General features: G+C 68.8%; 22 protein-coding genes. 9 read left to right on the top strand and 13 right to left on the bottom strand.

Annotated features, from left to right (window positions below; all coding sequences use genetic code 11):
* Positions 1–196: 196 nt before the first annotated feature.
* The 4 genes from SB771_RS14350 to SB771_RS14335 form a co-directional block, all read right to left on the bottom strand.
* The gene (locus SB771_RS14350; protein WP_175659156.1) at positions 197–700 is read right to left on the bottom strand and encodes a periplasmic heavy metal sensor; all 504 of its coding nucleotides are present in this window, start codon (positions 698–700) and stop codon (positions 197–199) included.
* On the bottom strand, positions 697–1,116 hold the full coding sequence (locus SB771_RS14345; protein ID WP_175659155.1) for a hypothetical protein: 420 nt from the start codon (positions 1,114–1,116) through the stop codon (positions 697–699). Before SB771_RS14345 ends, SB771_RS14350 begins: the two co-directional genes overlap by 4 nt.
* Positions 1,113–1,865: an RNA polymerase sigma factor gene (locus SB771_RS14340; protein WP_175659154.1), complete on the bottom strand. Its 753-nt coding sequence runs from the start codon at positions 1,863–1,865 to the stop codon at positions 1,113–1,115. The genes SB771_RS14345 and SB771_RS14340 overlap by 4 nt, the downstream gene beginning before the upstream one ends.
* Before the next feature lie 216 nt (positions 1,866–2,081).
* Positions 2,082–2,381, bottom strand: coding sequence for a YXWGXW repeat-containing protein (locus SB771_RS14335; RefSeq protein WP_105831124.1), 300 nt, complete (start codon positions 2,379–2,381; stop codon positions 2,082–2,084).
* A 317-nt stretch (positions 2,382–2,698) separates the two neighbouring features.
* Between SB771_RS14335 and SB771_RS14330 the strand changes: the two genes are divergently transcribed.
* Positions 2,699–4,393: a purple acid phosphatase family protein gene (locus tag SB771_RS14330; protein WP_175659746.1), complete on the top strand. Its 1,695-nt coding sequence runs from the start codon at positions 2,699–2,701 to the stop codon at positions 4,391–4,393.
* Between the two features lie 124 nt (positions 4,394–4,517).
* Here SB771_RS14330 and SB771_RS14325 read toward each other — a convergent pair whose 3' ends face one another.
* Both SB771_RS14325 and SB771_RS14320 read right to left on the bottom strand, forming a co-directional pair.
* The gene (locus SB771_RS14325) at positions 4,518–5,150 is read right to left on the bottom strand and encodes a LysE family translocator (RefSeq protein ID WP_175659745.1); all 633 of its coding nucleotides are present in this window, start codon (positions 5,148–5,150) and stop codon (positions 4,518–4,520) included.
* A 128-nt stretch (positions 5,151–5,278) separates the two neighbouring features.
* Positions 5,279–6,175, bottom strand: a complete 897-nt coding sequence (locus tag SB771_RS14320) for a LysR family transcriptional regulator (protein WP_175659153.1) — start codon at positions 6,173–6,175, stop codon at positions 5,279–5,281.
* 304 nt (positions 6,176–6,479) lie between these two features.
* Here SB771_RS14320 and SB771_RS14315 point away from each other — a divergent pair, with 304 nt between their 5' ends.
* Positions 6,480–6,740: a hypothetical protein gene (locus SB771_RS14315; protein ID WP_006752751.1), complete on the top strand. Its 261-nt coding sequence runs from the start codon at positions 6,480–6,482 to the stop codon at positions 6,738–6,740.
* A 274-nt stretch (positions 6,741–7,014) separates the two neighbouring features.
* Complete coding sequence (locus SB771_RS14310; protein WP_175659152.1) at positions 7,015–7,314, top strand: DUF4148 domain-containing protein; 300 nt, start codon at positions 7,015–7,017, stop codon at positions 7,312–7,314.
* A 102-nt stretch (positions 7,315–7,416) separates the two neighbouring features.
* Here the strand turns inward: SB771_RS14310 and SB771_RS14305 are convergent, their stop codons facing one another.
* The gene (locus tag SB771_RS14305; protein WP_175659151.1) at positions 7,417–9,201 is read right to left on the bottom strand and encodes a sensor domain-containing diguanylate cyclase; all 1,785 of its coding nucleotides are present in this window, start codon (positions 9,199–9,201) and stop codon (positions 7,417–7,419) included.
* Entirely contained in the window at positions 9,198–10,322 is a 1,125-nt protein-coding gene (locus tag SB771_RS14300) for an extracellular solute-binding protein (protein ID WP_175659150.1), read from the bottom strand. The genes SB771_RS14305 and SB771_RS14300 overlap by 4 nt, the downstream gene beginning before the upstream one ends.
* Positions 10,323–10,838: 516 nt before the next feature.
* Here SB771_RS14300 and SB771_RS14295 point away from each other — a divergent pair.
* From SB771_RS14295 to SB771_RS14280, 4 genes are all read left to right on the top strand, one after another.
* The gene (locus SB771_RS14295; protein WP_175659149.1) at positions 10,839–12,272 is read left to right on the top strand and encodes a PLP-dependent aminotransferase family protein; all 1,434 of its coding nucleotides are present in this window, start codon (positions 10,839–10,841) and stop codon (positions 12,270–12,272) included.
* Between the two features lie 84 nt (positions 12,273–12,356).
* Positions 12,357–12,758: a hypothetical protein gene (locus SB771_RS14290; RefSeq protein WP_175659148.1), complete on the top strand. Its 402-nt coding sequence runs from the start codon at positions 12,357–12,359 to the stop codon at positions 12,756–12,758.
* A 195-nt stretch (positions 12,759–12,953) separates the two neighbouring features.
* Positions 12,954–14,738: a nitrite/sulfite reductase gene (locus tag SB771_RS14285; RefSeq protein ID WP_175659147.1), complete on the top strand. Its 1,785-nt coding sequence runs from the start codon at positions 12,954–12,956 to the stop codon at positions 14,736–14,738.
* Positions 14,735–15,199 carry a DUF934 domain-containing protein gene (locus SB771_RS14280; protein ID WP_175659146.1) on the top strand — a complete coding sequence of 155 codons (465 nt, stop codon included), beginning with the start codon at positions 14,735–14,737 and terminating at the stop codon, positions 15,197–15,199. The genes SB771_RS14285 and SB771_RS14280 overlap by 4 nt, the downstream gene beginning before the upstream one ends.
* A gap of 73 nt (positions 15,200–15,272) precedes the next feature.
* Here SB771_RS14280 and SB771_RS14275 read toward each other — a convergent pair whose 3' ends face one another.
* The 4 genes from SB771_RS14275 to SB771_RS14260 form a co-directional block, all read right to left on the bottom strand.
* A complete protein-coding gene (locus tag SB771_RS14275) occupies positions 15,273–16,553 on the bottom strand; it encodes a virulence factor family protein (RefSeq protein ID WP_175659145.1) in 1,281 nt (426 codons plus the stop codon).
* A complete protein-coding gene (gene mprF, locus SB771_RS14270; protein WP_175659144.1) occupies positions 16,550–19,144 on the bottom strand; it encodes a bifunctional lysylphosphatidylglycerol flippase/synthetase MprF in 2,595 nt (864 codons plus the stop codon). Before mprF ends, SB771_RS14275 begins: the two co-directional genes overlap by 4 nt.
* Before the next feature lie 372 nt (positions 19,145–19,516).
* The gene (locus SB771_RS14265) at positions 19,517–19,951 is read right to left on the bottom strand and encodes a hypothetical protein (protein ID WP_175659143.1); all 435 of its coding nucleotides are present in this window, start codon (positions 19,949–19,951) and stop codon (positions 19,517–19,519) included.
* 35 nt (positions 19,952–19,986) lie between these two features.
* On the bottom strand, positions 19,987–20,931 hold the full coding sequence (locus SB771_RS14260; protein ID WP_175659744.1) for a LysR family transcriptional regulator: 945 nt from the start codon (positions 20,929–20,931) through the stop codon (positions 19,987–19,989).
* A gap of 100 nt (positions 20,932–21,031) precedes the next feature.
* Here SB771_RS14260 and SB771_RS14255 point away from each other — a divergent pair, with 100 nt between their 5' ends.
* Together SB771_RS14255 and SB771_RS14250 are read left to right on the top strand one after the other, a co-directional pair.
* Positions 21,032–21,469: a GlcG/HbpS family heme-binding protein gene (locus SB771_RS14255; protein WP_175659142.1), complete on the top strand. Its 438-nt coding sequence runs from the start codon at positions 21,032–21,034 to the stop codon at positions 21,467–21,469.
* Positions 21,470–21,473: 4 nt separating this feature from the next.
* A complete protein-coding gene (locus tag SB771_RS14250; protein WP_175659141.1) occupies positions 21,474–22,250 on the top strand; it encodes an SDR family oxidoreductase in 777 nt (258 codons plus the stop codon).
* Between the two features lie 92 nt (positions 22,251–22,342).
* Here the strand turns inward: SB771_RS14250 and SB771_RS14245 are convergent, their stop codons facing one another.
* Positions 22,343–26,536 carry a bifunctional nitrate reductase/sulfite reductase flavoprotein subunit alpha gene (locus SB771_RS14245; RefSeq protein WP_175659140.1) on the bottom strand — a complete coding sequence of 1,398 codons (4,194 nt, stop codon included), beginning with the start codon at positions 26,534–26,536 and terminating at the stop codon, positions 22,343–22,345.
* Positions 26,537–26,546: the final 10 nt, after the last annotated feature.

Below are 26,546 nucleotides of genomic sequence, written 5' to 3'. Positions count from 1 at the left end.
CGCATCGCGTTGCGGTGGATATATCGGGGAGGCACCGGCCGGCCGACGGAATAGGCTGTGCAAACCCGGCCTGAACCGAGACGGGCCGGCGAAACCGATCGCCCCGGAATTCGCATGCCCTCGGACCGCTGCTACCGATCGGGTCATCATAATCCCGCAGACGGGTATCTCGTGGAGCGTCGTCACGCAACGCCGCTCACTGCCCCGCCACCGCCCCCTCCTTCTTCAGCAACCTCGCCGGCAGCCGCCAATTCCCACTCCGCCGCAATCCGTCGACGAACTTCGCACGCTCATCCGGCGTCAACGTCGCCGCGAAATCGACCACGCTCCGCTCGACCTGCCCGCGCAACGCACTGTCCGCCGCTCGCGTACGATCGAGCGCCGCATCGATCGCCGGACGATCGAGCTGCGGCGCGGCCAGCAAGTCCAGCACCGTGATCCGCCCATCGCGCCCTTCCCGCGCGAAATCGCGGCCGTCCTTGCGCGCCGCCTTCAGCGCCGCGGCGAACTCCTGCCGACGCGCATCGGACAATTCGTCCGCGGCGAAACGCAACGCCGTCCGTTGTCCGGGCATCCCGGCGGCATGCAGATCGCGATGCGTCGAGAACCACTGATACACGCCGCCGCCAATCGCGCCGAGCATGAACACGTTCAGCACGACGGACCCGACGAGAATGATTTTCCAGCCGCGTTCGGTCATTCGTCGCCTCCGTCGATGCTCGGGCCGCCGAAGGTCGTCGTCAGGTAGCCCGGTTCGTGTTGCGCGATCGGCGCGCTACCGAGCATCAGCATCGACACGGCCACCGCGCCCGCCAGCGCGCCGGCCAGCCCGACGCCCGCGAACGCCGCGCCCGACCACCACACCTTCCCTCGCCGCCGCGCACGTTGCGGCGCGGGCGCCGACGCGACGATGCGTTCGACGAGCGCCGGCGCGGGCGGCGCGACCGTATCCTGCATGAGCCATGCATCGAGCTCGGCGGCTTCGTCGAGCGCCGCGAGCGCGTCGCGCGGATGCGCTTGCGCCCACGCTTCGGCCGCCGCGCGTTCGTCTTGCGGCCAGCGCCGCGCATCCGAGCCGTACGCGGCGACGATGGTACGGAATCGTTCGGGTGTCATCGCTTGTCCTCGCTAGGTGGGTCGCCGGCCAGTTGCGCGCGCAGGTTGCGCCTCGCGCGCGCGAGCAGGCTTTCCAGCGCATCGACGGTGATGCCCATCAGGTTGGCCGCCTCAACATTCGACATGTCCTGATAGTACTGGAGCACGAGCGCTTCCCGCTGCCGGGGCGGCAACGCAGCGAGCGCCTGGCGCACGCGCGCGTCGCGCGAGCGCAACTCCGCTTGCGCGGCCGGCTCGGGTTGCGTGTCGGGCACGTCGGGCAGCATGTCGACCGGCTCCTCGCGTCGTCCGCGCAAGCGGTCGTAGCACAGGTTCAGCACGACGCGATGCAGCCACGTGTCGAAGCGTGCTTCGCCGTCCCGCCAGCGCGGCGCTTGATTCCAGATTCGCAGGAAGGTTTCCTGCGCAACGTCTTCGGCTTCCGTCCGGTCGCCAAGCATGCGCGTCGCGAGCGCGAGCAATCGCGGCAGCTTGCGTGCGACGAGCACGCGCACGGCCGACGCGTCGCGCGCGCCGACCCGCGCGACGAGTTCCGCGTCCGGATCTGCATCGCTCAACGCAGGCCGCTCCGAAACGTGCCGTGCGAACGCCGCTTGCTGCGGGCGGGTATCTCCGCGGTCCGGCTGAAGCTCATCGTCGTGCTCTCCTTGCATGCGTCGCGCGGGCACCGGACGGCGCCAGGACGACGCGTCGGCAACGCGCCCGAGATCGGCCCGGGCGGTTTCGTCGACATCCGGTTCGAACGGCATATCGATCCTGTCGATCGCCCGCGGCCGGCGCGATCAATATACGACGACCGGCGCGGGCCGGTAATACACCGGACGCGCCGGCACCACGACACAGCCAGCCAGCACGATGGCCGCGGCTGCCAGGATCACGAGGGTTCGAAAAGGCATGGCTCGACGGATGAGGTTACGTGGAAGTCTCGCCACACGGGCGCTGCGCGCCGCGCGGCACGCTGCGCATCACGCCCAGTGACCGGGCACCCAGCGCCAGTTCGGGCCACGCGCGACCCAATGCCCGGGCACCCAGTGATAACCGGCGCGCACCCCTTGCCAGTGCCCGGGAATCCACACGTAGCGGCCATGTCGCCAGTGCCAGTGGCCCTGATCCCACACGTAGCCCGCACGCGGCGCCGGCATCACTTCGACGCGCGGCGGCGGCGGTGCAACCGGCGCGACGATGACGGCCTGGGCGAATACGGCGGACGTCGCCAGCGCGGCTGCGCATGCCGCGGCAAACCGTAATGAAATGGAAAGTTTCATGCAAGACTCCGAAGCATCATGTATCGACCGTTCATACCCGGAAGCGGCCGTTCATGCGTTAAACGACGCATTCGGCAAAATCCGTCGCGACACCGGCAAATAAATTTCCGCCGCGCCGGCAACGAACGAAACGAATGCCGCGCGCCGATCGCCGCATCGTGTCCGTACTGTGATTACCGCCTGTCACAACCCGGCAAAACTGCGCTTCGACAATGCGTGTCACCGGGATCCCGCTCGTTTCCGGCCCACGCCCCCGACGCGCTCGCGCACGACCGGGCGGTTCCGCATTTCGCGTGTCATCCATCGAAAATACGATCATGTCGAACCAGGACAACTTCCCCGCCGAGTCGAACGAGTCGAACGAGCCGGCCGCTTCCGTATCGCGTCGCGGCTTCCTGAAACTGGCCGGCGTCTCCGGCCTCGCCACCGCCGCAGGCGGGCTCGCGGCCGCCCGTGCCGCCGCGTCGAACCCGGACGGCACACCCGAGCAGGTGCACCTGACGTGGGGCAACGACCCGGCGTCCGAAGTCGTGATCACGTGGGCGTCGCTCGCGCCGGCCGTCAATCCGCGCGCGCGCATCGTCGCCGACGGCGAGCCGGCACGCACCGTGCATGGGGTTCAGCGCCTCTACACCGACGGCCTGAACGGCGAAACCGTGTTCACGTACCACGCCCGCGTGCACGGCTTGAAGCCGAACACGCGCTACCGCTATGAACTCACGGCCGACAACGACAGCAACGCCGCGCAGCCGTTTGCCGCCACCTTCACGACCGCGCCGCGCGGCCGCGCACCGTTTCGCTTCACGAGCTACGGCGACCTCGCGACGCCGAACGGCGCGTGGGTGCTGTCGTCGCCGCAAAGCCGCTTCGCGGTGCAGGCGGTCGAGCAGTTCCAGCCGCTGTTCCACCTGCTGAACGGCGACCTCTGCTATGCGAACCTGAACCCCGCGCATCAGCCGGAAGTGTGGCGCGACTTCGGCAACAACAACCAGACGTCGGCCGCGAATCGCCCGTGGATGCCGTGCCCCGGCAATCACGAGATCGAATTCCACAACGGCCCGCAGGGGCTCGACTCGTATCTCGCGCGCTATACGCTGCCCGAGAACGGCACGCGCTTTCCGGGCCGCTGGTACAGCTTCCGCGTGAGCTCGGTGCTGTTCATCTCGCTCGACGCCGACGATGTCGTGTACCAGGACGCGGCCGCCTTCGTCGGCGGCCCCGCCCCGCTGGTGCCGGCCGCGAGCACCGGCCACGCGCCGATCGAACCGGGCACGTCGTTCTACGTGCGCGGCTACAGCAACGGCGAGCAGACACGCTGGCTCGAACATACGCTGCGTCACGCGTCGCACGATGCCGACATCGACTGGATCGTCGTGCAAATGCACCAGGACGCGCTGAGTTCGTCGAAAACGGGCAATGGCTCGGACAAGGGCATCCGCGAGGCGTGGCTGCCGCTGTTCGACCGTTACGGCGTCGACCTCGTGCTGTGCGGTCACGATCACGACTACGAGCGCAGCTACCCGGTGCGCGGCTGCAATCACCGCGCGGGCGTCGATGCGTCGACCGGCGAAGTCGTCGAGACGCTACAGCCGCGTCCGGTCGGGTCGACGGACCCCGACCGCACGACGTTCGACACGAGCCACGGCACGATCCACCTGATTCTCGGCGGCGGCGGCACCAGTGCGCCGCTGGACGTGTACGGCGCGAACCCGGCGACCGGCTATGTGCAGGCCAAGGTCTTCACGAAGCCGAATCGGCCGGTGCCGGGCATGGCGGCGAACACGTTCGTGCGCAAGCCGGCCGATGCGCTGGAGGATGCGATCTGGTCCGCGCGCCGCGATACGGGCACGGGCTACGGGATCGCGGTGTTCGATCACGATCCGGGCAAGCCGGGCGGCCCCACGACGATCACGATGCGCTACTACCACGCGCCGGGCGCGGATCAGCACCCGAGCGCGCAGTACGAGCTGTTCGAGACGATCGAGCTGAGCAAGAAGCGCGGCGAGCGCTGAGGCGGGGGCCGGCCGCCGCGACGTCATGGTGCGGCGGCCGGCGGAAAGTTCTGTCATGCGGAGCAACGCACGCAACGCGCTATCCGCTTGTCCGGTCCCCATCCACCGCAAGCCGCCCCGCGATCTAGCTTCGCGACTCGAGCGCGATGCGCACGGCCAGCCCCGCCAGCACGGTCCCCATCAACCAGCGCTGCCCGCGTGCCCAGCCTGGCCGGTCGGCAAGAAACCCCGCGATCGAGCCGGCCATGCTCGCGATCAGCGCGTTGACGCACACGCTGACCGCGATCTGCACGCAGCCCAGTGCCACCGATTGCACGAGCACACTGCCGTGCCCCGGCGAAATGAACTGCGGCAGCAGCGACAGATACATCACCGCGATCTTCGGGTTCGCGAGGTTGGTGACGAAGCCCATCGTGAAGAGCCTCGCGTCGCTGTCGTGCGGCAATTGCCGGACCTGAAACGCCGAGCGGCCGCCCGGCTTGAGCGCCTGCCACGCGAGATACGCGAGGTACAGCGCGCCGCAGAAACGCAGCGCGTCATACGCGTACGGCACGGTCAGCACCAGCGCGGTGATGCCGAATGCCGCGCAGAACATGTAGAACACGAACCCCAGCGCCACGCCGCCGAGCGACACCAGCCCCGCGCGGCGCCCCTGGCAGATCGAACGGGAAATCAGGTAGATCATGTTCGGGCCGGGCGTCAGGACCATGCCGAGCGACACGAGTCCGAAAGCAATCAGGGTGGGCACGGCCGGCACGGTGGTCTCCTTCGACGCAATGAAGTCAGGGCGGTGTGCAGCAATGTATTGCATGTCGATGGCCGTCGGCATGAATAAACTGCAAGCCGCCCATGAGCGCGCTTCATCGCGTCATTGCCTGCGATGCGCTAGCTGCCCTTTTTCGTCCGGGCCTGAATCGCCTTTCCCGCCTTCGCGCGTTGCGCGTCGACCAGCTTCACGAATGCGTCGGCGACCGCATTGCCGGTCGCGTTCCACGACAGCCGCACGCTACGTTGCAGCCTCGGCGACAGCTCCAGCACCCGGCCGCCGAACCGTGTATAGGTGAGCGTGATGCGCGGGACGATCGACACGCCCATTCCCGCCTCGGCCATCGACAGGATGGTCCGCATCTCGACCACGTTGAATGCCGCGCGAAGAGATGCACCGTTGCGCACGAAGTAATCGGCGATGACCGGCCCGCACCCCGCCTTCGAGAAAATGAATGGCATCGCGGACAACAGTTTCGCCGACACGCGCTTGCGGCCGTCGAACATGCCGTCCGCCGCCACCGCGACGAAATCCTCGTCGAGCAGCGGCAGATTGTGCGCGAAGGTTTTCGTGCCGGCGACCACGCCGATGTCGGCGGTGCCGTCCTCGAGCCACCCTTCGACTTCCGCGTCCGTGCCTTCGAGCAGCACCGCCGTCACGCCCTCGTGCGCCGCTTTCAACGCCTCGAGCGCGGGGACCACGAACGCGAGCGACACGCTCGGCAGCGACGCGACGACCAGCCGCCCTTCGAGCTTGCCGCGCGCGAGGCCGAACTGCTGGCGCAGCGTCTGCGCTTCCCGAACGACGTTCTGCACGTACGGCCACAGACGTTCGCCGGCAGCGGTCAGGACGACCGGCTGGCGGTCGCGCAACAGCAGCTTGACCTCGGTGACGTCCTCCAGCTCGGTCAACGCGTGGCTGATCGCGGACTGGCTGCGGCTGAGCCGGTCGGCCGCGGCCGTGAGCGAGCCGAGTTCGACCACGGCAGCCAGGGCCTGCAATTGCGCGAGCGTCATCTCGCCTCCTTGTTTCGGGTCATGTATTTTTCACATGATAGGGTGACGCGTCATGAATTGGTTTGAAGCAGGCTAACGATGCTCGACGGCGCGGTCCCGCGATCACGGCCGATGCTACGCGCCGCGCTCGGGCAAGATTCAGCCTCGGACCGTGTCGAACACCGTCGCCCTGGCTCGCGCCGGCGCAGCAACGCGGACCCCTCGGCACCCGATCAGGTGCGCTCGGCCGCGTCGCACCCACGAGTCCCGTCCCCACCCGCTCCCGCCCTCTGCCGCGATCCGCAAGACGCGTTAGACTGTCCGGATGGAACAATGCCGTTATTGCCAGAGAATCCGCGATGAATGGGATTGCCACGGGGACGAATGCCGCCGGGCGATCGCGAAGGCACTGCGCCGGCAGCGCGCGGGCCTGCCGATGGTGCCCGATCGCATTCGCAACGAGCTGCCGTCCGGCGCACCGACCCAGCAGGTGATCGCGGTCCTGTCGCGCCAGCGCCTGCGCGCGCGCCGCGGCAACGAGGAACGCCGCGAGCGCAAGGAAATCGACGACTTCGACGGCGTCTGATCCGGCAACGCCTCCGTTTTGCCCCTCTTCTGGCGCCCCGCCGCCGGCCGTTCGCGCCTGCGCGGCATACGCTTCTCCCTCCCGTGCGCCGGCCCGTTTGCAATCCTCGCAATACACAATGGGGACGGAACGAATTTCTCTCGCTATTATTGCCGCGCTCGCAAGGATCTTTCGCTATAACCCACGTTTACCGTCGATCATCCGAAGCCTACGATGTAATCAATCGCTTAAGACATTGTGTCGACGGCGAAGTCATAGAACATCGGAGGTCATCATGAAATCGCTCGTTTCCGCAGTCGTTGCCGCTGTCGCCCTGTCCGCTTCGTTCGGCGCATTCGCTCAAAGCACCGTCACCCGCGCACAAGTGCGCAACGAACTCGTCCAGCTCGAAAACGCCGGCTACAAGCCGAGCCAGTCGAGCCCGCACTACCCGAACGACCTCCTGGCAGCCGAAGCACGTGTTCGCGCCGCCGATGGCAGCGGCTACGGCGCGCAAGCGGCCCCGATCGTCCAGAGCGGCGCACCGGTAGTCAAGCCGCAGAACGCGCGCGACTCGGTCTACTTCGGCCACTAAGCCCGCCGCTGCGCGCATCGCGCGCAGTCCGCGCAAGCTACAACGAGCCCGTCCCGCGACGGGCTCGTCGCGTTTGTGCCGCGCGCACCCGCCGGCCTGCCGTCAGCGGCTGCCACCCGCCGCCATGCGGCCGGCCGCATCTGCATCGACGCCACCGACACCGCCACCCAGCAGCTCCTGATAACGCACGCACGCGCACTGCGCGGACGCCTTCGCCGCATACATCGCCGCGTCGGCCTTCACCAGCAGTTCCTCGGCGGACGCGCCGTCGGCCGGATATTCGCTGACGCCGATGCTCGCCCCCACGGCCAGCAGCCGGTCGCCGAACTCCAGTTCCTCGGCCATCACGATCTGGATACGCGACGCGATATCGCCGATCACCGCCGGCGCTCGCACGTCCGACAGCAGCACGATGAATTCGTCGCCGCCGAGCCGCGCGGCCATGTCGCCGCTACGCAGCACCTGGCTCAGCCGTTTCGCGACCGCGACGAGCGTGCGATCGCCGGCCGCATGTCCGTGCTGGTCGTTGATCTGCTTGAAACGATCGAGATCGACGAACATCACCGCCAGCCCCTCGCCCACCGCGGCCGCATGCCGGATCGCGGCATCGAGATGCTCCATGAACAACAGGCGGTTCGGCAGACCGGTGAGCGGATCGTGACCGGCGAGGTGCGTGAGCTCCAGCTGCTTCGCGCGCAGCATCGCGACCTGCGTGCGGATCTCGACACGCATGCTGTCGAAACAGCGCGCCAGCACGCCGATCTCGTCGGCCCGCGCAACGGGCAGCCGCTCGGCGACCGGATCGTCGAATACGTGGGTGGCCGCACGCGCGAGCATCTGCAACGGCCGCGTAATCGCGCGCGCGAACAGGATCGCGAGAATCACCGCCGCCACGCTCAGCAACAGCACCATCCGGATGATCCGTTCGCCGAGAATCGCGGCCGGCGCCAGCACGTCCGTGAGCGGACGCGCCATGCCGAGCACGACGAAGCGGTTGCCCTCGCTGTTGCCGAACGGCGTGCGCACGAACGCGAACATCTGGCCCGGCGCATCGTCGGGCTGCGTGAGACCGTCGAGCGTCACGTTCGTGCGCGCGCCGACGAACAGCAGCCGCGTGGCGGGAAAGCTGTCCTGCATCAGCACGCGCCGCCCGCGATCGAAGCCGAACGTCTGCGACGGATCGGGATGCACGATGAAATCGCCCCACTCGTTCGCGAGATACACCGCGTAGTCTTGCGGCAAATCGCGCTCGAGCCGGTCGAACACACGCGACAGTTCGATGTCGACGACCAGCGCGCCGACGACCTGGCCGGCCGTGTCGACGACCGGCGTGCCCACGCGCAGGATCGGCAACCCTTCGGCCGCATGCGAACCGGTCTCGTGATTGATCTCGATCGGCGACAGGTAGATATGACCGGGCGCCGTCGCGAGCGTATCGATCACGTAGGAAAACTGCCCCTTCTCCTGGAATGCATTCTCCGGCAGCACCACGATGCCGCGCGCGTCGCGATCGACGCGGATGCGTTCGAGCCCGTAGTCGCCGCGCGCGATCAACCGGATCTGCAGATACTCGGGGTGATTCCTCATGAAGCTGCGATACACCTGCTCGAGCCGCGTGCGCGGCGCGCGATCGGCGCTGTCGCCGCCGGCGACGAGCGCCGACGACGGCAATTGCGCGAGCACGAGCGCATCGTCGGCCACGTCGGACAGCGCGGTCGTGAAGCGCTGGCCGAGCAAATGCGTCGACATCAGCAGGCTGTGCTGTGCTTCCTGCACGAGCATCGTCCGGTTCGCGCGGTACGTGTAGTAGCCGGTGGTGCCGGACGCGATCACGCCGATGCACGCGAACAGCACCGACAGCTTCGACGTGAGCCCGAGCCTGATCATTTTTCGAACGACGCCGGCCGGTCGCCCGACACGATGCGGCTCCACAACGACTCGCGCCGCGCGATGTCCTCGACCGGCTGGAGCCACACGAGGTGCTGGTGACCGGTCTGGAGGCCGGGTGGCGGCGCGAGCGTATTCGCGAGCCCCTGACGCTCGGTCAGCAGCGCGCCGATCACCGGTTCGAGCATGTAATTGATCCACGCGAACGCGAGCTCGCGATGCTCGGCGCCACGCGTGACGCCCCAGCAGTCGAGCCACGCGAGCGCGCCTTCGTCCGGAATCACGTAGCCCACATCCGCGCCGGCGCGCCGCAGCTGCTCGACCTGCTGCGTGCCGTAGTTGCCGAACATCAGCGCCGCGCGATGCCGGATGAACAGCGCGGTCGCTTCTTCGGGAAGCGTGTAATACGTGAGCAGGTTGCGTCGCAAGTCGATTAGCTTGTGCGCGACGGCGAGCGTCTGCGCGGGCGACAGGTGAAACGGATCGGAATAGCCGAGCGCGAGCGCGGTGAACGAAAAATTATGCTGCGCGCTGTTGAAGTCGAGCACCTTGCCGCGGTAGCGCGGGTTCCAGAGCTCGAGCATCGAGCGCGGCGGAGCCGGCACCTGCTTGCGATCGTAGATCAGCCCCATCGACGAATACGTGAACGGAATCGCGTAGGTCGAGCCGTTGCGCACGAGGCCGCCGATCGTCGCGAGCTGCTGGAAATTCGGCAGCTGCCGGCGGCGGTTCGGAATCTGCGACAGGTCGATCGGCGTGAGCAGGTCGTCGTGCGCGTAGCGCTGGATCTCGGCCGTGTTGGCCGCGAGCACGTCGTACGGCGGCGGCGATGCGCTGTGCATCCGCGTCCACAACGCTTCGTCGGAATCGACGAACGTCACTTCGACGCGTACATGAAAGTGCGTCTCAAATGCATTGACGACATCGCTGTCCGCATAGCCGGGCCACGCGAGCACACGCAGCACGTTGTCTCCGACGGTTTCGGGGGAAGCGGCACACGCAGGCAGGCCCGGCAGGCCGAGCGTGAAGACGACAAGCAACCGGCACACGGCACGGCGCGCACGCCGATGCGCGCCGATTCGACTGATCAATCGGTCCCCGTCCGAATTCCCCGTATGCATTCGACTTTCCTTTTTTCGAGTCGATGCGCGATCGTGCAACAAGACCATAAAAAATATAGCCGCGCAATTGGAACAAGCCGCACGCAGATCGTGTCCGCCCATGCAGGAACGACCTGTATGCATGCGTTCGATTGCGTGTCGTCGCACGCAAACGATCCCGTATCGGCGAATGAAGAATGATCAGGAGAAAGTCGTTACGCGATGTCGGGCGGTTGCAGTTGCAACGAGGGCGGCAAACGGCATGTACTGCGCACGCATTCGGTGCAGTCGATGCGGGTGTCCTCGCGCGAGTATGTTGATCGCATCGCCCACGTCGTCGTGATCATCGGCACGCCCGCACCCGACACAACCGAACGCGGCCTGACTTGACGAAGCACAGGAAGCGCCACGCAAGCGCGACCGCCAGCCGCCGTCGCGCTTTCCTTTTCGGAGCGCCCGTCGGACAATGACCTCCCCCCGCCGGCGCGGCGTCGCATCCACCTCGCGCACGGCGGCCACGTGCTCCCGTCCGCACCGATGAAACGCTACGAAACCCTCGCTCACACGATCGCCGACGAAATCCGCAACGGCAACCTCGCGGTCGGCACGCGCCTGCCGTCGCTGCGGCAGATCATCGCGCAGCATGGCGTGAGCCAGTCGACGGTGTTTCGCGCGTACTACCTGCTCGAACAGTGGGGGTTGATCCGCGCACGCGAACGCTCCGGTTATTACGTCGCGCCGGGCGCCAGCCCCGCCGCGAACGCGCCCGCGAAACGCCGCGCGAGCCGCGCCGGCGCGACGCGCAAGGTCGACATCAGCGACCTCGTGTTCTCGGTGCTCGACGCCGCGACGCGGCCCGGCATCGTGCCGCTCGGCTCCGCATTTCCGTCGCCGCAGCTGTTTCCGCTGCAGCGCCTCGCGAAGTCGCTCGCGCAGGCGACGCGGCTCGTCAGCCCGTGGAGCACGGTCGTCGACCTGCCGCCCGGCAACGAGGCGCTGCGCCAGCAGATCGCGCGACGCTATCTGGCGACCGGCATCGCGCAGCCCGTCGACGAGATCGTCGTCACGAACGGCGCGCTGGAAGCGCTGAACCTGTGCCTGATGGCCGTCACTCGGCCGGGCGACATCGTCGCGGTCGAGTCACCCGGCTTCTATGCGGCGCTGCAGGCGATCGAGCGGCTCGACCTGCGCGCGGTCGAGATTCCCGTCGATCCGCGCACGGGCCTCGATCTCGACGCGCTCGCGAACGCGCTGGAGCGACACGACATCCGCGCGTGCTGGTTCATGACCAATTTCCAGAATCCGACCGGCGTCACGCTGTCGGCCGACAAGAAGCGCGCGCTCGTGGAGATGCTCGCCGCGCGCGAGGTGCCGCTGATCGAGGACGACGTGTACGGCGAGCTGCATTTCGGCGCCGACTACCCGCTGCCCGCGCGCGCCTACGACCGCAACGGCCTCGTGATGCATTGCAGTTCGTTCTCGAAGACGCTCGCGCCCGGCTACCGGATCGGCTGGGCCGCCGCCGGCCGTTTCGCGGAAAAGGTGCAGCGGCTCAAGCTGATGACCACGCTGTCGGCGAGCATTCCCGCGCAGGCCGGCATCGCGAACTATCTGGAGCATGGCGGCTACGATCGTCACCTGCGCAAGCTGCGCGGTGCGCTGCAGACGCAGCTCGCCCGCATGGACGACGCGCTGCGGCGCTGGCTGCCGCCCGGCGTGGAATGGGTGCGGCCGGACGGCGGATATTTCCTGTGGCTGTCGTTTCCCGACGCGATCGACGCGATGGAACTGCATCGCCAGGCGATCGCGCGCGGCATCAGCTTCGCACCGGGGCCGCTGTTCTCGGCCGCGCACGGCTTCGAGCGCTGCGTGCGCGTGAACTTCGGCCATCCGTGGAGCCGCGACATCGAACGCGCGATCCGCGTGCTCGGCGAGCTGGTCGCCGAGCCGGCGGTACGCAAGGCCGGGTAAGCCCACGCACGCCGCCGCCGTGCAGCCAGCGCGCAGACGGGTTACATTGCGAGCCCCTTCGCTCCTTCTCACGAGCCCCCTCTGATGAGCGCATTGCCCTACCTCCATCACGCCGCGCTGCTGAAGCTCGCGGCCGAAGCCGCCGGCGTCACGCAGCCGTGCACCTGCACGAAGACGTCGCTGGCCGGCTGGACGAGCCTGCCGCTGTCGCTGCCGGACGCGCAGCTCGCCGAAGTGGCGACGCTCGCGCCGCCCGACGAGCCCGAGCCGACCTACGACGAATACCATCCGGCCGGCACGCGCTACGCGTCCGACGACGCGCCGATCGCGCCGCGCCACTTCCCGTACAACCGCTGCAACGTCAGCCGCTGCGTGACGTGCGGCCGGCTGTATCTGCGCTACCAGGAAGGCGGCGGCTACTTTATCGACCAGCGCATCCGCGCACTCGATCCGGCGTTGATCGTCGACGCACCCGCGCAAGCCTGAGTCCCACCCGGGCATGCGCCGCGCATGCCCGGCGTTCGCCCGCGCGGCATCGATCTGCTGCGCCCTTTTCGTCCCGATCTGCTGCTTGTCCCGCCGCGCCGCGTTCCCTACGCTGTCTCCGGTTGCCCGACACCCGTCGCAACGTCCCCTTCCGAGCGGCGCCCCCGCGTCGCCGCTCATCTCGCGTATCACGTCATGTACCGATATACCGATTTCGACCGGGCGCTCGTGCACAGCCGCGCCGCCCAGTTCCGCGACCAGCTCGAGCGCTGGCAGCACGGCACGCTGAGCGAGGACGCATTCCGGCCGTTGCGCCTGCAGAACGGCTGGTACGTGCAGCGCCATGCGCCGATGCTGCGCGTCGCCGTGCCGTACGGCGAATTGTCGAGCGCGCAGCTTCGCGTGCTCGCGCGGATCGCACGCGACTACGACGTGCCCGACGACGCCACTTATCGCGCCGCCCGCGACGCGCAGGCGTTGCTCGGCACGCTGCGCCTGCCGACCGGCAACGCGCACTTCACGACCCGCACCAACGTGCAGTTCAACTGGATTCCGCTCGCGAAGGCGGCCGACGTGATGGACCTGCTCGCGTCCGTCGACATGCACGGGATCCAGACGAGCGGCAATTGCATCCGCAACATTTCGTGCGACGAACGCGCGGGCGTCGCGCCGGACGAGATCGCCGATCCGCGTCCGTTCGCCGAGGCGATGCGCCAGTGGACGACGCTGCATCCGGAATTCGCGTTCCTGCCGCGCAAGTTCAAGATCGCGATCACGGGCGCGGCCGAGGACCGTGCGGCGACCGACTGGCACGACGTCGGGCTGAAGCTCGTGCACAACGACGCCGGCGAACTCGGCTTTCGTGTGAGCGTCGGCGGCGGCATGGGCCGCACGCCGCTGATCGCGACGCTGCTGCGCGCGTTCCTGCCGTGGCAGCACGTGATGAACTACATCGAGGCGATCGTCCGCGTGTACAACCGCTACGGGCGGCGCGACAACAAGTACAAGGCGCGCATCAAGATCCTCGTGAAGAGCGAGGGGCAGCGCTATATCGACGACGTCGAGGAAGAATTCCGCCAGATCGTCGAGCACGACGGCGGCCCGCACACGATCCCGCAGGCCGAGTTCGACCGCATCGCGGCATCGTTCGTCCCGCCGCGGCTGACGTCGCGCACGCTCGACCTCGACGCCGCCGAAGCGCGCATGACCGCGCACGCCAATCGTCATCCGGCGTTCGCGCGCTGGCTCGCGCGCAATGTCGCCGCGCACCGCGACCGCGCGCTGCGCATCGTCACGCTGTCGTTCAAGCGCCGCCTGCAGGCACCCGGCGACGCGTCGCCCGAGCAGCTCGATGCGCTCGCCGAGCTGGCCGATCGCTTCTCGGCCGGCGAGGCGCGCGTCACGCATGCGCAGAACGTGGTGCTGCCGTGGGTGCACGTCGACGACCTGTTCCTGCTGTGGGAACACGCGCGCGCGATCGGCCTGGCCAGCGCGAACGTCGGACTCCTGACCGACATGATCGCGTGCCCCGGCGGCGACTTCTGTGCGCTCGCGAACGCGCGCTCGATCCCGATCGCCGATGCGATCGCCGAACGGTTCCAGGATCTCGACATGCTGCACGACGTCGGCGACATCGACCTGCACATCAGCGGCTGCATCAACTCGTGCGGCCACCATCACAGCGGACATATCGGCATCCTCGGCGTCGACAAGGACGGCGCGGAGTGGTACCAGGTGACGCTCGGCGGTTCGGACGGTTCGACCGCGAGCGGCCCCGCCCGGCCGGGCAAGGTGATCGGGCCGTCGTTCTCGGCGGACGAGATCGTCGATGTAGTGGATGCGCTCGTCAACGTGTATCTCGACGCGCGGCTCGACGCCGACGGGCGCTGCGAGCGATTCATCGACACGGTGCGCCGCATCGGCGCCGAGCCCTTCAAGGCTGCGGCGAACGACGCACGTCACCACGCGGAGCACGCATGAAACCGACCGACGAACACGCCAGCACGAACCCGCGCATCCGGCTGCTGACGCCGGCCGAACACGTCGACGACGCAAACGCGTCCGACACCGCTGCCCTGATGATCCTGACGATCGGCAACGACGAGGAACTGCCGCCGCTCGCTACACGGATCGCGCAGGCCGCGCGCATCGACCTGCATTTCCCGTCCTTCACCGACGGCCGCGCGTACAGCCAGGCGTACCTGCTGCGCAAGCGCTTCGGCTTCGCCGGCGACCTGCGCGCGACGGGCGACGTGCTGATCGACCAGCTGCTGCTGATGGAGCGCACCGGGTTTTCGAGTGCGGTGCTGGGTGCCGATGCCGATCTCGCGTCCGCGCAGCGGCAGCTCGACCGGTTTCCCGGCTTCTATCAGCGCGATGCGAGAACGGCGACGCCGCGGCAGGACGCCGCGACGCAAGCGGAAAAGGAAACGGAAAAGTAAAAACGGGCGGCCCGCAGGCCGCCCGTCCGATGAACCGCAAGCGCCGCGCCCGCCGCGAAGCGGGCGCCGGCGTTCAGCGCGCCGCCATCGGCTTGCCGAACGCGCCGAGGATCTTCTTCTCGAGCGCGATATAGTCGTGGCCGAAGTGGTGGTCGCCCCCCGTCTTGATCACGTCGGCGCCGGTATTCGCGAGCGCCGGGCACATCGTGTCCTGCTCTTCCGCGCCGTAGAAGCACTGCACGAGCGCCGGCGGCACCTTCGCGATTTCCGGCGCGACCTTCATCGCCTTGTCGCTCGCCGGCATCCCGAGCCAGCCCGTCACGCGGATCTGGAAATCCGCCGCCGGCGCGAAACCGAGCAGCGACATCACCGCGACCTTGTCACGCAGGTCGGCCGGCAGCCGGTTGTACGCGAACGGCATCACGTCCGCGCCGAACGAGTAGCCGACCAGCGCCACGCGGTTCGCATGCCAGCGCGCCATGTACGTGCGCATCACGCGCGCCAGGTCGCGGCTCACCTGTGCGGGCGGCTTCTCGCTCCAGAAGTAGCGCAGGCTGTCGATGCCGACCACCGACACGCCGTCGCGCTGCAGCGCCTCGGCGATCGTCTTGTCGAGATCGCGCCAGCCGCCGTCGCCCGAGATCACGATCGCGAGGCGGTCGCTGCCGCCCTTCGCCGGCAGCTCGACGAGCGGCAGATCCGACACGTCGAGCTCGTCGTTGCTGCTGGTGTCGTGCAGGTGCGACGTGACGAGCGACACGAGCTTCGCGGTGTCGCCGGCCGCGGCCGTTTCGACGAAGCCCGGCATCGCGCGACGCACGATCGTCGGATCGGGCGGGCACGGCTTGAAGCGCGCATCGAGCTTCGCCGCCGGCTGGACCGACACGACGCCGGCGATCGTGTTCTCCGGCGCCATCGCCAGGATTTGCTTCGCGATCGCGCCGCCCTGGCCCACGCCCGCGACGATCGGCGTGTAGTAACGCGCCGATTGCGCGAGGCGTTCGAGCTGGTGGCTGACCGCCTCGGCGTCGCCGTCGAGGTGGTGACAGGTTTCCTGCTTCGCGGCGAGGTTCGCCGCATAGCGCGCCGAATCCACGCCGACCGTCATCGCGCCCGCTTTCGCGAGCGCGTCGGCCGCCTGCTGATCGGCGGCACCCCAGCCGCGCTCACGCGAGAACAGCACGACGAAGCCGCGCAGCGGACCGCTCGGCTTCGTCACGGTCACGGGGCCGTAGCGGCCGCCCGACACGGTTTCCGGTTTCGCCGCCGCCGGCTGCGCCGCGAGCGCGGCGCCGGCCAGCATCATTCCCGCGCAGGCGACTGCCGCCTGCGCGATACCCTTCTTCAACATCATGAGCGCCGACCTCCAGCCAGCAGGGACAGATCCGCGAGCGTGACGAACACGCCGACCGAGCCCGAGGCCGCAAGATAGCGCGGCTCCCAGTGCGGCTCGAACTTGCTCTTGAATGCACGCAAGCCACGGAAGTTGTAGAAGCGGCCGCCGAAGCGCCAGACCATCAGCCCGAACCGGTGCCACGGCGACGGCATCTTCGCCGCCCCCATCCCCGAGAACGGCGCGATACCCAGGCTCAGCTTGAGGAACCCCGCTTCCTTCAGATGCAGCGCGAGCTGCGTAAACAGATACTCCATCGCATACGGCGACGCTTCCGGCAGATGACGCATCACGCCGACCGTCGCCTCGGTGTTGAGGTCGGTCGTCATGAACGTGACGAACGCGATCGGCTTGTCGGCCTGGCGCACCAGCATCACGGACTGCGTCGCGAGATAGCCGTCGTGGAACGCGGCCACCGAGAAGCTCTTCTCGCGCGCATCGCGGCTGTCGAGCCAGCCGTCCGAGATGTCGCGCAGCGCCGGCAGCGCGGCCGGCACGTCGCACGGCGCGATCACCTCGACACTCAGCGCGTCCTTGTCGCCGCGACGCAGCGCGTAGCGCAGGTGCGAACGATTCGAGCCCTTCAGGTCGAACCGGTCGAGCGCGATGTGCGCTTCCTCGCCGAGCTTCATCAGCGTGAGCCCCGCGTCGAGGTACAGCGGCAGCGCGTTCGCGCGCACCTGGTAGAACGCCGCGCGGCCGCTGTGCGCGTGCGCCAGCGCAATGAACTTGCTGATCAGCGCCGGCCATTCCTCGCGCGGGCCGACCGGATCGTGCAGCGCGGCCCACGTGCGGCCGTTTTTCGCGTACATCAGGAACGCGCGGCGCGATTCGGAGAACAGGAACGACTTGTCGCCCATCAGCGCGAGGCCCGCATCGCTGCATTCCTGCGCGCGGATGATCTGCTCGGCGTCGAGCAGGTCCTGCGCGACCGGCTTCACGAAACGGCCCGGCGCGGGGCGCAGCAGCTGCCACAGCGCGAACAGCGCGACGAACACGCCGGACGCGAGCGTGGCGCGCAGCGCGCGCGGCGCGCGTGCGTCGAACGAGAAATGCGACCACAGATCGCGCGTGTACGGCACATCGCGGAACGCGAAGCACAGCACCCATACCGCGAGGATCAGCACCATCGTCACCGACACGAACCAGCTCACCGTGAAGCGCTCGGCGAGCAGCGACGAATGCCGGCTGAAGCGGCGGCGGCTGACGAGCAGCAGCACCAGCAGCGTGCCGAGCACGCCGGCCTCGACGAACGCGAGGCCCTTCGCCAGCGACAGCGCGAGGCTCGCGAGCGTCAGCGCGAAGGTCATCCACCACGCGCCGTCCAGCCGGCGCAGCAGCCCGCGCGCGACGAACAGCAGCGCGACGCCCAGCACGCTGCAGATCACCTGCGAGCCTTCGAGCACCCACAGCGGCACGATGTTGCGCAGGATCGCGATCCGGTACCAGAACGCGGGCGTCGCGCTCGAGATCACCAGCATCCCGCCGACCGCGAAAGTCACGAGGCTCAGGAACAGCGGCGCCAGTTGCGACACGCGCGCGGCCTGCCGCGACACGAGCCGGCGCCGCAGCGCGCGGCCCTCGAAGCCGGCCAGCAGGCCGGCCGACAGCACGAGCGGCACGCCGAAGTAGATCGCGCGATAGGCGATCAGCGCGGCAACCATTGCGTGCGCGGGCACTTCGCGGCCCAGCGTGAACACCATCGCGGCTTCGAACACGCCGATCCCGCCCGGCGTATGACCGATCATCCCGAGCAGCAGCGCGGCCGCGTAGACCGTGATGAAGGTCGGGAAGCCGACCGGCGCGACCGGCAGCAACACCCACAGCGTCAGGCCGGCGGCCACGACGTCGAGCACCGCGTAGACGACCTGCGCGACGAGGTCGCGCCGTGCCGGCACGTCGAACGCGAGCCATTTGAAGCGCGTGACGACCGGACGCGCGGTGTTGCCGCACAGCGCGATCACGCCGGCCAGCACCACGAGCAGCGCGGCGCCGCTCCACATGAGCACGCCCGGCGCGACATGCAGCATCGCGGCGAGCGTCTGCGGCACGCAGACCATGCCGACCGCCGTCATCAGCACCAGCGCGAGCGCGAGCGTGCCGCTCGTGAATACCGTCATCCGGCCGATCTGCGCGGGCGTGACGCCCGACACGCCGTACACGCGCGCGCGCACGGCGCCGCCCGTGAGCGCGCCGAAGCCGGTCGCGTTGCCGAGCGCGGAGCCGGCGATCGAGCCGATCCACAGCGCGGCGCGCGGCACCTTCGCGGCGACGTAGCGCAGCCCGACCGCATCGCGGGCGACGAGCGCGAGATAGCTGAGCGCCGTCGCGGCGAGCGACGCGCCCCATTCGCCGACGGACATGTGGCGCAGCTGGCGGATCACCGACCGGTAGTCGACGGATTCGGACAGGTGCTGGAAAACCACGATCAGCAGCAGGCCGATGCCGAGCGCGAGCAGCGGCGACAGCACGCGCTCGTTGCGGATCAGCGTCGACACACGGGCGATCGCCGCCGCGGCGCGGCCGGGCGGACCAGAGTGGCGGGAAGACATAGATTGTTCAGTGGCGGTGCATAGCTTGTCGCGGCGCGGGACGGCCGGGCGGCGACGAATCTTGGTTGTTGTGCGAGGGCGGCCGGCTTAGGTCCAAAGCACGGGCGCCTGAATCAGAACTGACGAGTATACGAAATTTATATTACAGAATCTTTCGGTCTCGCACCGGGCGGTTTGGGCGCGGCAGGTCCATCAATGGCGCATCAAATCATGCGCACGGTGCGCATCATACCGGGAACCGCCGGGGATTTTTCGTCGGTTGACTGACGAATCGCGCAATCGGGAAGAATTCTCCCGGCCGGCCCGCCCGAATGAGCAAAAACCGCGAGCCCGCGCGGGTTTCAGCGAAAGGGGACGGATCGTGGCGCGTCGTCATTTCGCCCGCTCATGCTCCGCCAGCCCGATCGCCTTGTAGTCGTAGGTCGGATAGAACTCCGTCCGGTACGCGCCCCACGCCGTGTCCTCCAGCACGCGATTGACCTCGCGTACGCGCGACGCCGGCAACCGCAGCACGACGATCTGCCCGATTCCCATCGTCACGGTCCAGCTCACCACCTCGACGCCCGGCGGAGGAAACGCCTTGTAGAACCCCTGCTTCGCGAGTTGCGCGTTCAGCTCGGCGAGCGGGCGCGACTGGTCGTGCTTGAGAAAGACCGTCAGCAGCACTGCGTTGTCGGGCGTCGCGGCAGCCGTGCTCGTCGGCACGGTCGACGTCTGGGCGGCAGCCGGCGCGCAGCCGAGTGCGGCGGCGGCCAGCGATGCGGTAATCACGAGGGTTCGAAGCGGGAAATTCCGGCGTGCCGTCATGACGCGACTCCAGGGCTGCGTGAGTGAAGCCGCCATCATGCGCCGTCCGGCGCATCGCTGCAGGGCAGGCCCTCACCGGTTCCGGCCCGCTCGCGCAGCACGTCGATGAACGCACGCAGCTTCGCCGGCACGTGCTTGCGATTCACGTAATAGAGCCACATCGGCGGCAGCGTCCGGCACGCGCCCGGCAGCACCTCGACGAGCGTGCCGTCGCGCAGGTCCGGCTCGACGCGCTCGCGCATGAACGCGAACGCGATGCCGACGCCTTCCCGCGCGGCATCGATCACCGCATCCGCATCGTTGGTCACGTACACGCCTTCGGGATCGAGATCGACGTCGCGGCGCCCGTCATGCAGCAGCCACTTGTGCAGGCGCCCGCTCTCCGAGAAGCGGAACCGGATGCACGCATGCCGCTCCAGCTCCGCGATCGACGCGGGCATGCCGTGCCGCGCCAGGTAGCCGGGCGACGCGACCAGCGCGCACGTCAGCGCGGGCGCGATCCGCACGCCGATCATGCCCGGCTGCAGCCGGTCGGCAAGACGAATCCCCGCGTCGAAGCCGTCCTTCGCGATATCGACCAGCTCGTTCTCGTAGCGGATCTCGAGCCGGACCTTCGGGTAGCGCGCGCGGAACGCGGCAAGAACCGGTGTGATCACGAGCGAACGTGCCAGCGGCAGCGCCGTGACGCGCAACAGCCCGCCCGGCTCGCTACGCACCTCCTTCAGCGCGTCGCGCGCCTGCATGACCTGCCGGTAAGCGGGCTCCGTCTGCTGCAGGTAATGCTGACCGGCCTCCGTCAGGCTCACGCCGCGCGTGCTGCGGTTGAACAGCTTCACGTTCAGCTCGCCCTCGAGCTGCCCGATCGCGAGGCTGACGGCGGCGGGCGTCAGACCCAGCGCGGCGGCCGCGCGCGTGAAGTTGCCGGCTGTCGCGACGCTCATGAACACGTGCAGCCCGGCCATCGGATCGCGTCTGCTCATCATTAAAAAAACTTGAAACTCCTACGAGCGGAATGCCGATTCTCCCATATACCGGAACTGCCTACACTGCCCCTGTCGTTCCCCCCAAACGGAGCATCGAATGAATCCGTATCGCCCCGCACTGCCGCTGGCCGCCGTCCGGCACACGCTCGAAGCCGCGGTCGCGCAAGCCGCGTCGCTGCAGGTCGCCGGCGTCTCCATCGCGATCGTCGACGCCGGCGCGAACCTGCTCGCGTTCATCCGCACCGACGACTGCTTTCTCGGCGCGATCGACCTGGCGCAACGCAAGGCGCTGACGGCGATCCGCTTTCGCGCGTCGACCGGCGCGCTCGGGGAAATGTCCGGCGACGGCCCGCTGCGCGGGATCGAGCACAGCCACGGCGGGCTCGTCACGTTCGGCGGCGGTGAACCGCTCGTCGACGGCAACGGCCGCTGCGTCGGCGCGATCGGCATATCGGGCGGCAGCGTCGAGCAGGACGACGCGATCGCCCGGCACTGCCGCGATCACTTTCAAGCAACCTTTCCCACCTCGAGGTAAGCACATGGCACAGAAACGCATCCTCATCACCGGCGCGGGCACCGGCTTCGGCCGCGAAGTCGCGCTGCGGCTCGCGCAACACGGTCACGCGGTCACGGCCGGCGTGCGCACAACCGTCGAAATCGACGCGCTGACGGACGCCGCCGCGCAGCGCGGCACCGCGTTGCGCGCGGTGAAGCTCGACGTCACGTCGGCCTACGATCGCGCCCACGCGGCCGATCTCGACTTCGACGTGCTCGTGAACAACGCGGGCGTCGGCGAAGCCGGCGCGCTGGTCGACCTGCCGCTCGAGATCGTGCGCGAGCTGTTCGACGTCAATGTGTTCGGGCCGCTCGAACTCACGCAGCGGATCGCTCGCGGGATGGTCGCGCGTGGGCACGGCAAGATCGTGTTCGTGTCGTCGATCGCCGGGCTGATCACCGGGCCGTTCACGGGCGCCTATTGCGCGTCGAAGCACGCGGTCGAATCGGTCGCCGAGGCGATGCACGCGGAGCTGGCGCCGCACGGCATCCGCGTCGCGGTCGTGAACCCGGGCCCGTACGGCACGGGCTTCAACGACCGGATGATGGAGACGCCGCGGCGCTGGCACGATCCGGCCGTCCACACCGTGACGCCCGAGCGGCTCGCCTTCCCGCTCGAGCAGCACGATCCGGAGGAAATGATCGCGCTGATGGTCGACGTGATCGAACGCGACGGCGGCGCGTTCCGCAACCTGCTGCCGAAGTCGTCGGAAGCGTTCGTGCGCGCCGAGCAGGCGCACGCATGGGACCGGCAGCAATAACGGCCCGCACAACGCCGGGCGCCGGATGGCAGCGCGCCGCTCATGCGGCCAGACAACGGCGGGCACCATACGGCAGCCCGCCGCTCGTACGGCTAGTACACGTCCCGCATGTAGCGGCGCGCCTTCGCGAGCCGCGCGACGTAGTCGTTCGCGGCTTCGTCCGACATCCCGCCGTGCTCGGCCACGACCGCCTTCAGCGCGGTATCGACGTCCTTGGCCATCCGCGCGGCGTCGCCGCACACGTAGAAGTGCGCGCCCTCCTCCAGCCACTTGTACAGTTCGGCGCCCTGCTCGCGCATCCGGTCCTGCACGTAGATCTTGTCGGCCTGGTCGCGCGAGAACGCGAGATCGAGCCGCGTCAGGAAGCCGCTGTCGCGCATCGCTTCGAGCTCGTCGCCGTAGTAGAAGTCGGTCTGCGCATGCTGCTCGCCGAAGAACAGCCAGTTGCGTCCGCGCGCGCCGCGCGCCTGCCGCTCGTGCAGGAAGCCGCGGAACGGCGCGACGCCCGTGCCGGGCCCGACCATCACGACCGGCACGTCGCCGTTCACCGGCGGCCGGAAATGCGCGGACTTCTGCACGAACACCGGCACGCGCCCGTCGTCCGCGCGATCGGCGAGGAACGTCGACGCGACGCCTTTGCGCGCGCGCCGGCCGTTGTGATAGCGCACGGCCGACACCGTCAGGTGGATCTCGCCCGGGTGCGCGCTCGGGCTCGACGCGATCGAATACAGGCGCGGCTGCAGCCGCTTCAGCATCGCGACCAGCTCGGCACCCGACAGCTCGACCGGAAACTCGTGCAGCACGTCCGCCAGCTGTTGCCCCCACAACCATTGCTTCAGGTCGGCCTTGCGATCGTCGCCGAGCAGCGCCTTCAGCGCGCCGTTCGCGCTGCGCGATGCGATAAACGCGAGCGTGTCGGGGTGCGGGCGCGTGATGTCGAAGTGGCGTGCCAGCGCGTCGCCCAGGCGCATGTCGCCGACGCCGTCGATCGACACCGGCGCATCGGCCTTCAGCGCGGTGACCGACAGCAACTCGTCGACCAGTTCCGGGCAATTGGTCGGCCACACGCCGAGCGCGTCGCCGGCTTCGTATTCGAGGTTCGCGCCTTCGGTCGACAGCGACACGTAGCGCGTGTCCTTCGCGGCGCCCGGCCGGTTGAGCCGCAGGTTCGCGACGAGCTTCGACGGCGCCGGACGCGCCTTGGTCGGCAGCAGCCCCGACGCGCTCAATCCGGCGGTCGGCACCGCATGCAGCGCCGCATCCGCGTCCTTGATCCGGGCGACCACGCGTTCGAGCCACTGGTCCGCATCGCGCTGGAACTCGACGTCGCAATCGACGCGTGCGCACAAGCGCGCAGCACCCAGCTCCGCGAGCCGTGCATCGAGCCGGCGGCCGTGGCCGCAGAACTGGTCGTAGTTGCGATCGCCGAACGCGAGCACCGCGAAGTGCACGCCGTCGAGGCGCGCGGCGCCGCTAGCTTGCAGCGCATCCCAGAACTCGCTGCCGTTGTCGGGCGCATCGCCGTCGCCGAACGTGCTCGTCATCAGCAGCACGTATTGCGCGCCGGCCAGCGACGCGACCGGATAGTCGGACATGCACGCGGTGCGGATCTCGAAACCCGCGTTCATCAGCTGCGTCGCGTAATCCTCGGTCAGCGATTCGATGTTGCCCGTCTGCGACGCCCACAGCAGCACGACCTTCGGACGCGTGCGTACGATCCGCACGCCGCCGGGCGCGGCGGCCTCGGCGGACAGCGCGGGCGCCGCACCGTCCGCCGGGTGCGCGGGCAGCGCGCGGCTGAACAGCCCCGCGAGCATCCCGTCGAGCCAGAACCGCACCGGCGGCGCGAGCGGCGCGCCGGCCGGCAGCACCGGCACGCCGCCTTCGCGCCGGCCGGCGCTCGCCTTCAGCCCGCTGACGAGGCCGGCCACGTACAGGCGCTCCGCCTCGGTGAGCGGCGGCGGCGCGAGATCGGCCACGCCGAGCGCCGCCGCGAAAGTGTCGAGGTCTGCCATGTCGGATTCCTGTGAAGCCGTGATCTGCACCGTCGCCGGCGCGGGCCGCGCATCGGCATCGGCCGCGGCGGCATCGGGCCGCGCCGTGTCGTCGTCGGCGGACGCGAACGCGTCCGTGTCGACGCGCGTCAGCGCGACCGCGCAATATTTCAGTTCGGGTTGCTGCGATTCCGGATCGATCGCGTCGTTCGTCACCGCGTTGATGCACAGGTCGTCGCCGTACACGTCGTTCCAGTGCATCGGCGCGAAGCAGTTGCCGCGCTGCACGCGCTCGGTCACGACGGCCGGCAGCACCGCGCGGCCGCGCGCCGAACGGATCGCGACGCTGTCCTTCGTCGCGATGCCGAGCGCGCTCGCGTCGTCCGGATGCAGTTCGACGAACGGGCGCGGATTGAGCTTGTTCAGCATCGGGACCTTGCCCGTCTTCGTCATCGTGTGCCATTGATGCTGCAGCCGCCCGGTGTTCAGCACGATCGGGAACGTGTCGTCCGGCAGTTCGGCCGGCGCGACGTGCGGCCGCGCGAAGAAACGCGCCTTGCCCGACGGCGTCGGGAACGCGATGCGCGGCGCGTCGTGCCCGCTGTCGGCCGCGCGCGGCGTCTGGCTCACGCCGTCGTTCAGGTAGCGGATCGGGTGCCGCTCGCGCGCGGTGCCCGGCGCGACCGGCCATTGCACCGGGCCGTCGCGCAGCGCCGCATGGCTCGCGCCGCGCAGGTCGTAGCCGGTCGCCGGATTCGAAAAGCGCACGATCTCGTCGAACACGTCGGCCGCCGACGCATAGTCGAACGCATCGCCGAAGCCCATCGCGCGCGCGACCTCCGCGACGATGCGCCAGTCGGGCAGCGCGTCGCCGGGCGGCGCGATCGCGGCGCGCATCAGCGTCATGTTGCGCTCGGAATTGACCATCACGCCGTCGCCCTCGGCCCACAACGCGCCGGGCAGCAGGATGTCCGCGTAGCGGTTGGTCTCGGTGTCGAGGAACGCGTCCTGCGCGATCACCAGCTCCGCGGCCTGCAGCCCCGCGATCACGTTCTGCCGGTTCGGCACGGTCGCGACCGGATTCGTGCAGACGATCCAGCACGCCTTGATGTCGCCGGCCGCCATCCGCTCGAACAGGTCGACCGTGCCGTTGCCGGTTTCCTTGCGCAGCGTGCCGGCCGGCACGCGCCACAGGTTCTCGACGAAGCGCCGGTCGTCGTCGGACAGTACCGAGCGCTGGCCCGGCAGGCCCGCGCCCATGTAGCCCATCTCGCGGCCGCCCATCGCGTTCGGCTGGCCGGTCAGCGAAAATGGCCCGCTGCCCGGGCGGCAGATCGTGCCCGTCGCGAGATGCAGGTTGCAGATCGCGTTGGTGTTCCACACGCCGTGCGTGCTCTGGTTGAGCCCCATGGTCCAGCAGCTCATCCATTCCTGCGCGTCGCCGATCCATTGCGCGGCCGTGCGGATGTCGGCTTCGGCAAGGCCCGTGATATCCGCGACGCGCTCAGGCGTGTAGTCGGCGAGGAACGCGGGCATCGCGTCCCAGCCTTCGGTGTACGCGTCGATGAACGCGGCATCGGTGCGGCCGTTCGCGTGCAACAGGTGCAGCAGCCCGTTGGTCAGCGCGAGATCGGTGCCGGGGCGGATCTGCAGGAACAGGTCGGCCTTGTCGGCGGTGCCGGTGCGGCGCGGATCGACGACGATCAGCTTCGCGCCGGCCTTCACGCGATCCATCATCCGCAGGAACAGGATCGGATGGCAGTCGGCCATGTTCGCGCCGATCACGAAGAACAGGTTCGCGCGATCGAAGTCCTGGTACGACCCGGGCGGGCCGTCCGCGCCGAGCGACTGCTTGTAGCCGGTGCTCGCACTCGCCATGCACAGGCGCGAGTTCGACTCGATGTTGTTGGTGCCGACGAAGCCCTTCGCGAGCTTGTTCACGAGGTATTGCGCCTCGATCGACATCTGCCCCGACACGTAGAACGACAGCGCATCGGGCCCGTGCGCGTCGAGCACCGCGCGCAGCCGCCGCGCGGTTTCGGCGATCGCGTCGCGGGCCGGCAGCGGCACGAGATCGTCCTCCCGCGCGCGCCGCACGAACGCGCGATCGAGCCGCCCGGAGCGGCGCAACGCGACGTGCGCGGACGAGCCCTTCGTGCACAGTCGCCCGAAGTTGGTCGGATGCTCGGAGTCGCCGGACACCTTGACGACCTCGCCATCCTCGACGTGCAGCACCATTCCGCAGCCGACGCCGCAGTACGGGCACACGCTCTTGACGGGGGTGGCGCTCATGCGTGCTCCG

Source organism: Burkholderia sp. SIMBA_051, from assembly GCF_046534915.1.
GTDB classification, from domain to species: Bacteria; Pseudomonadota; Gammaproteobacteria; order Burkholderiales; family Burkholderiaceae; genus Burkholderia; species Burkholderia ambifaria.
The sequence above is the reverse complement of the archived record's forward strand: the minus strand, read 5'-3'. Positions and strand labels throughout refer to the sequence as shown.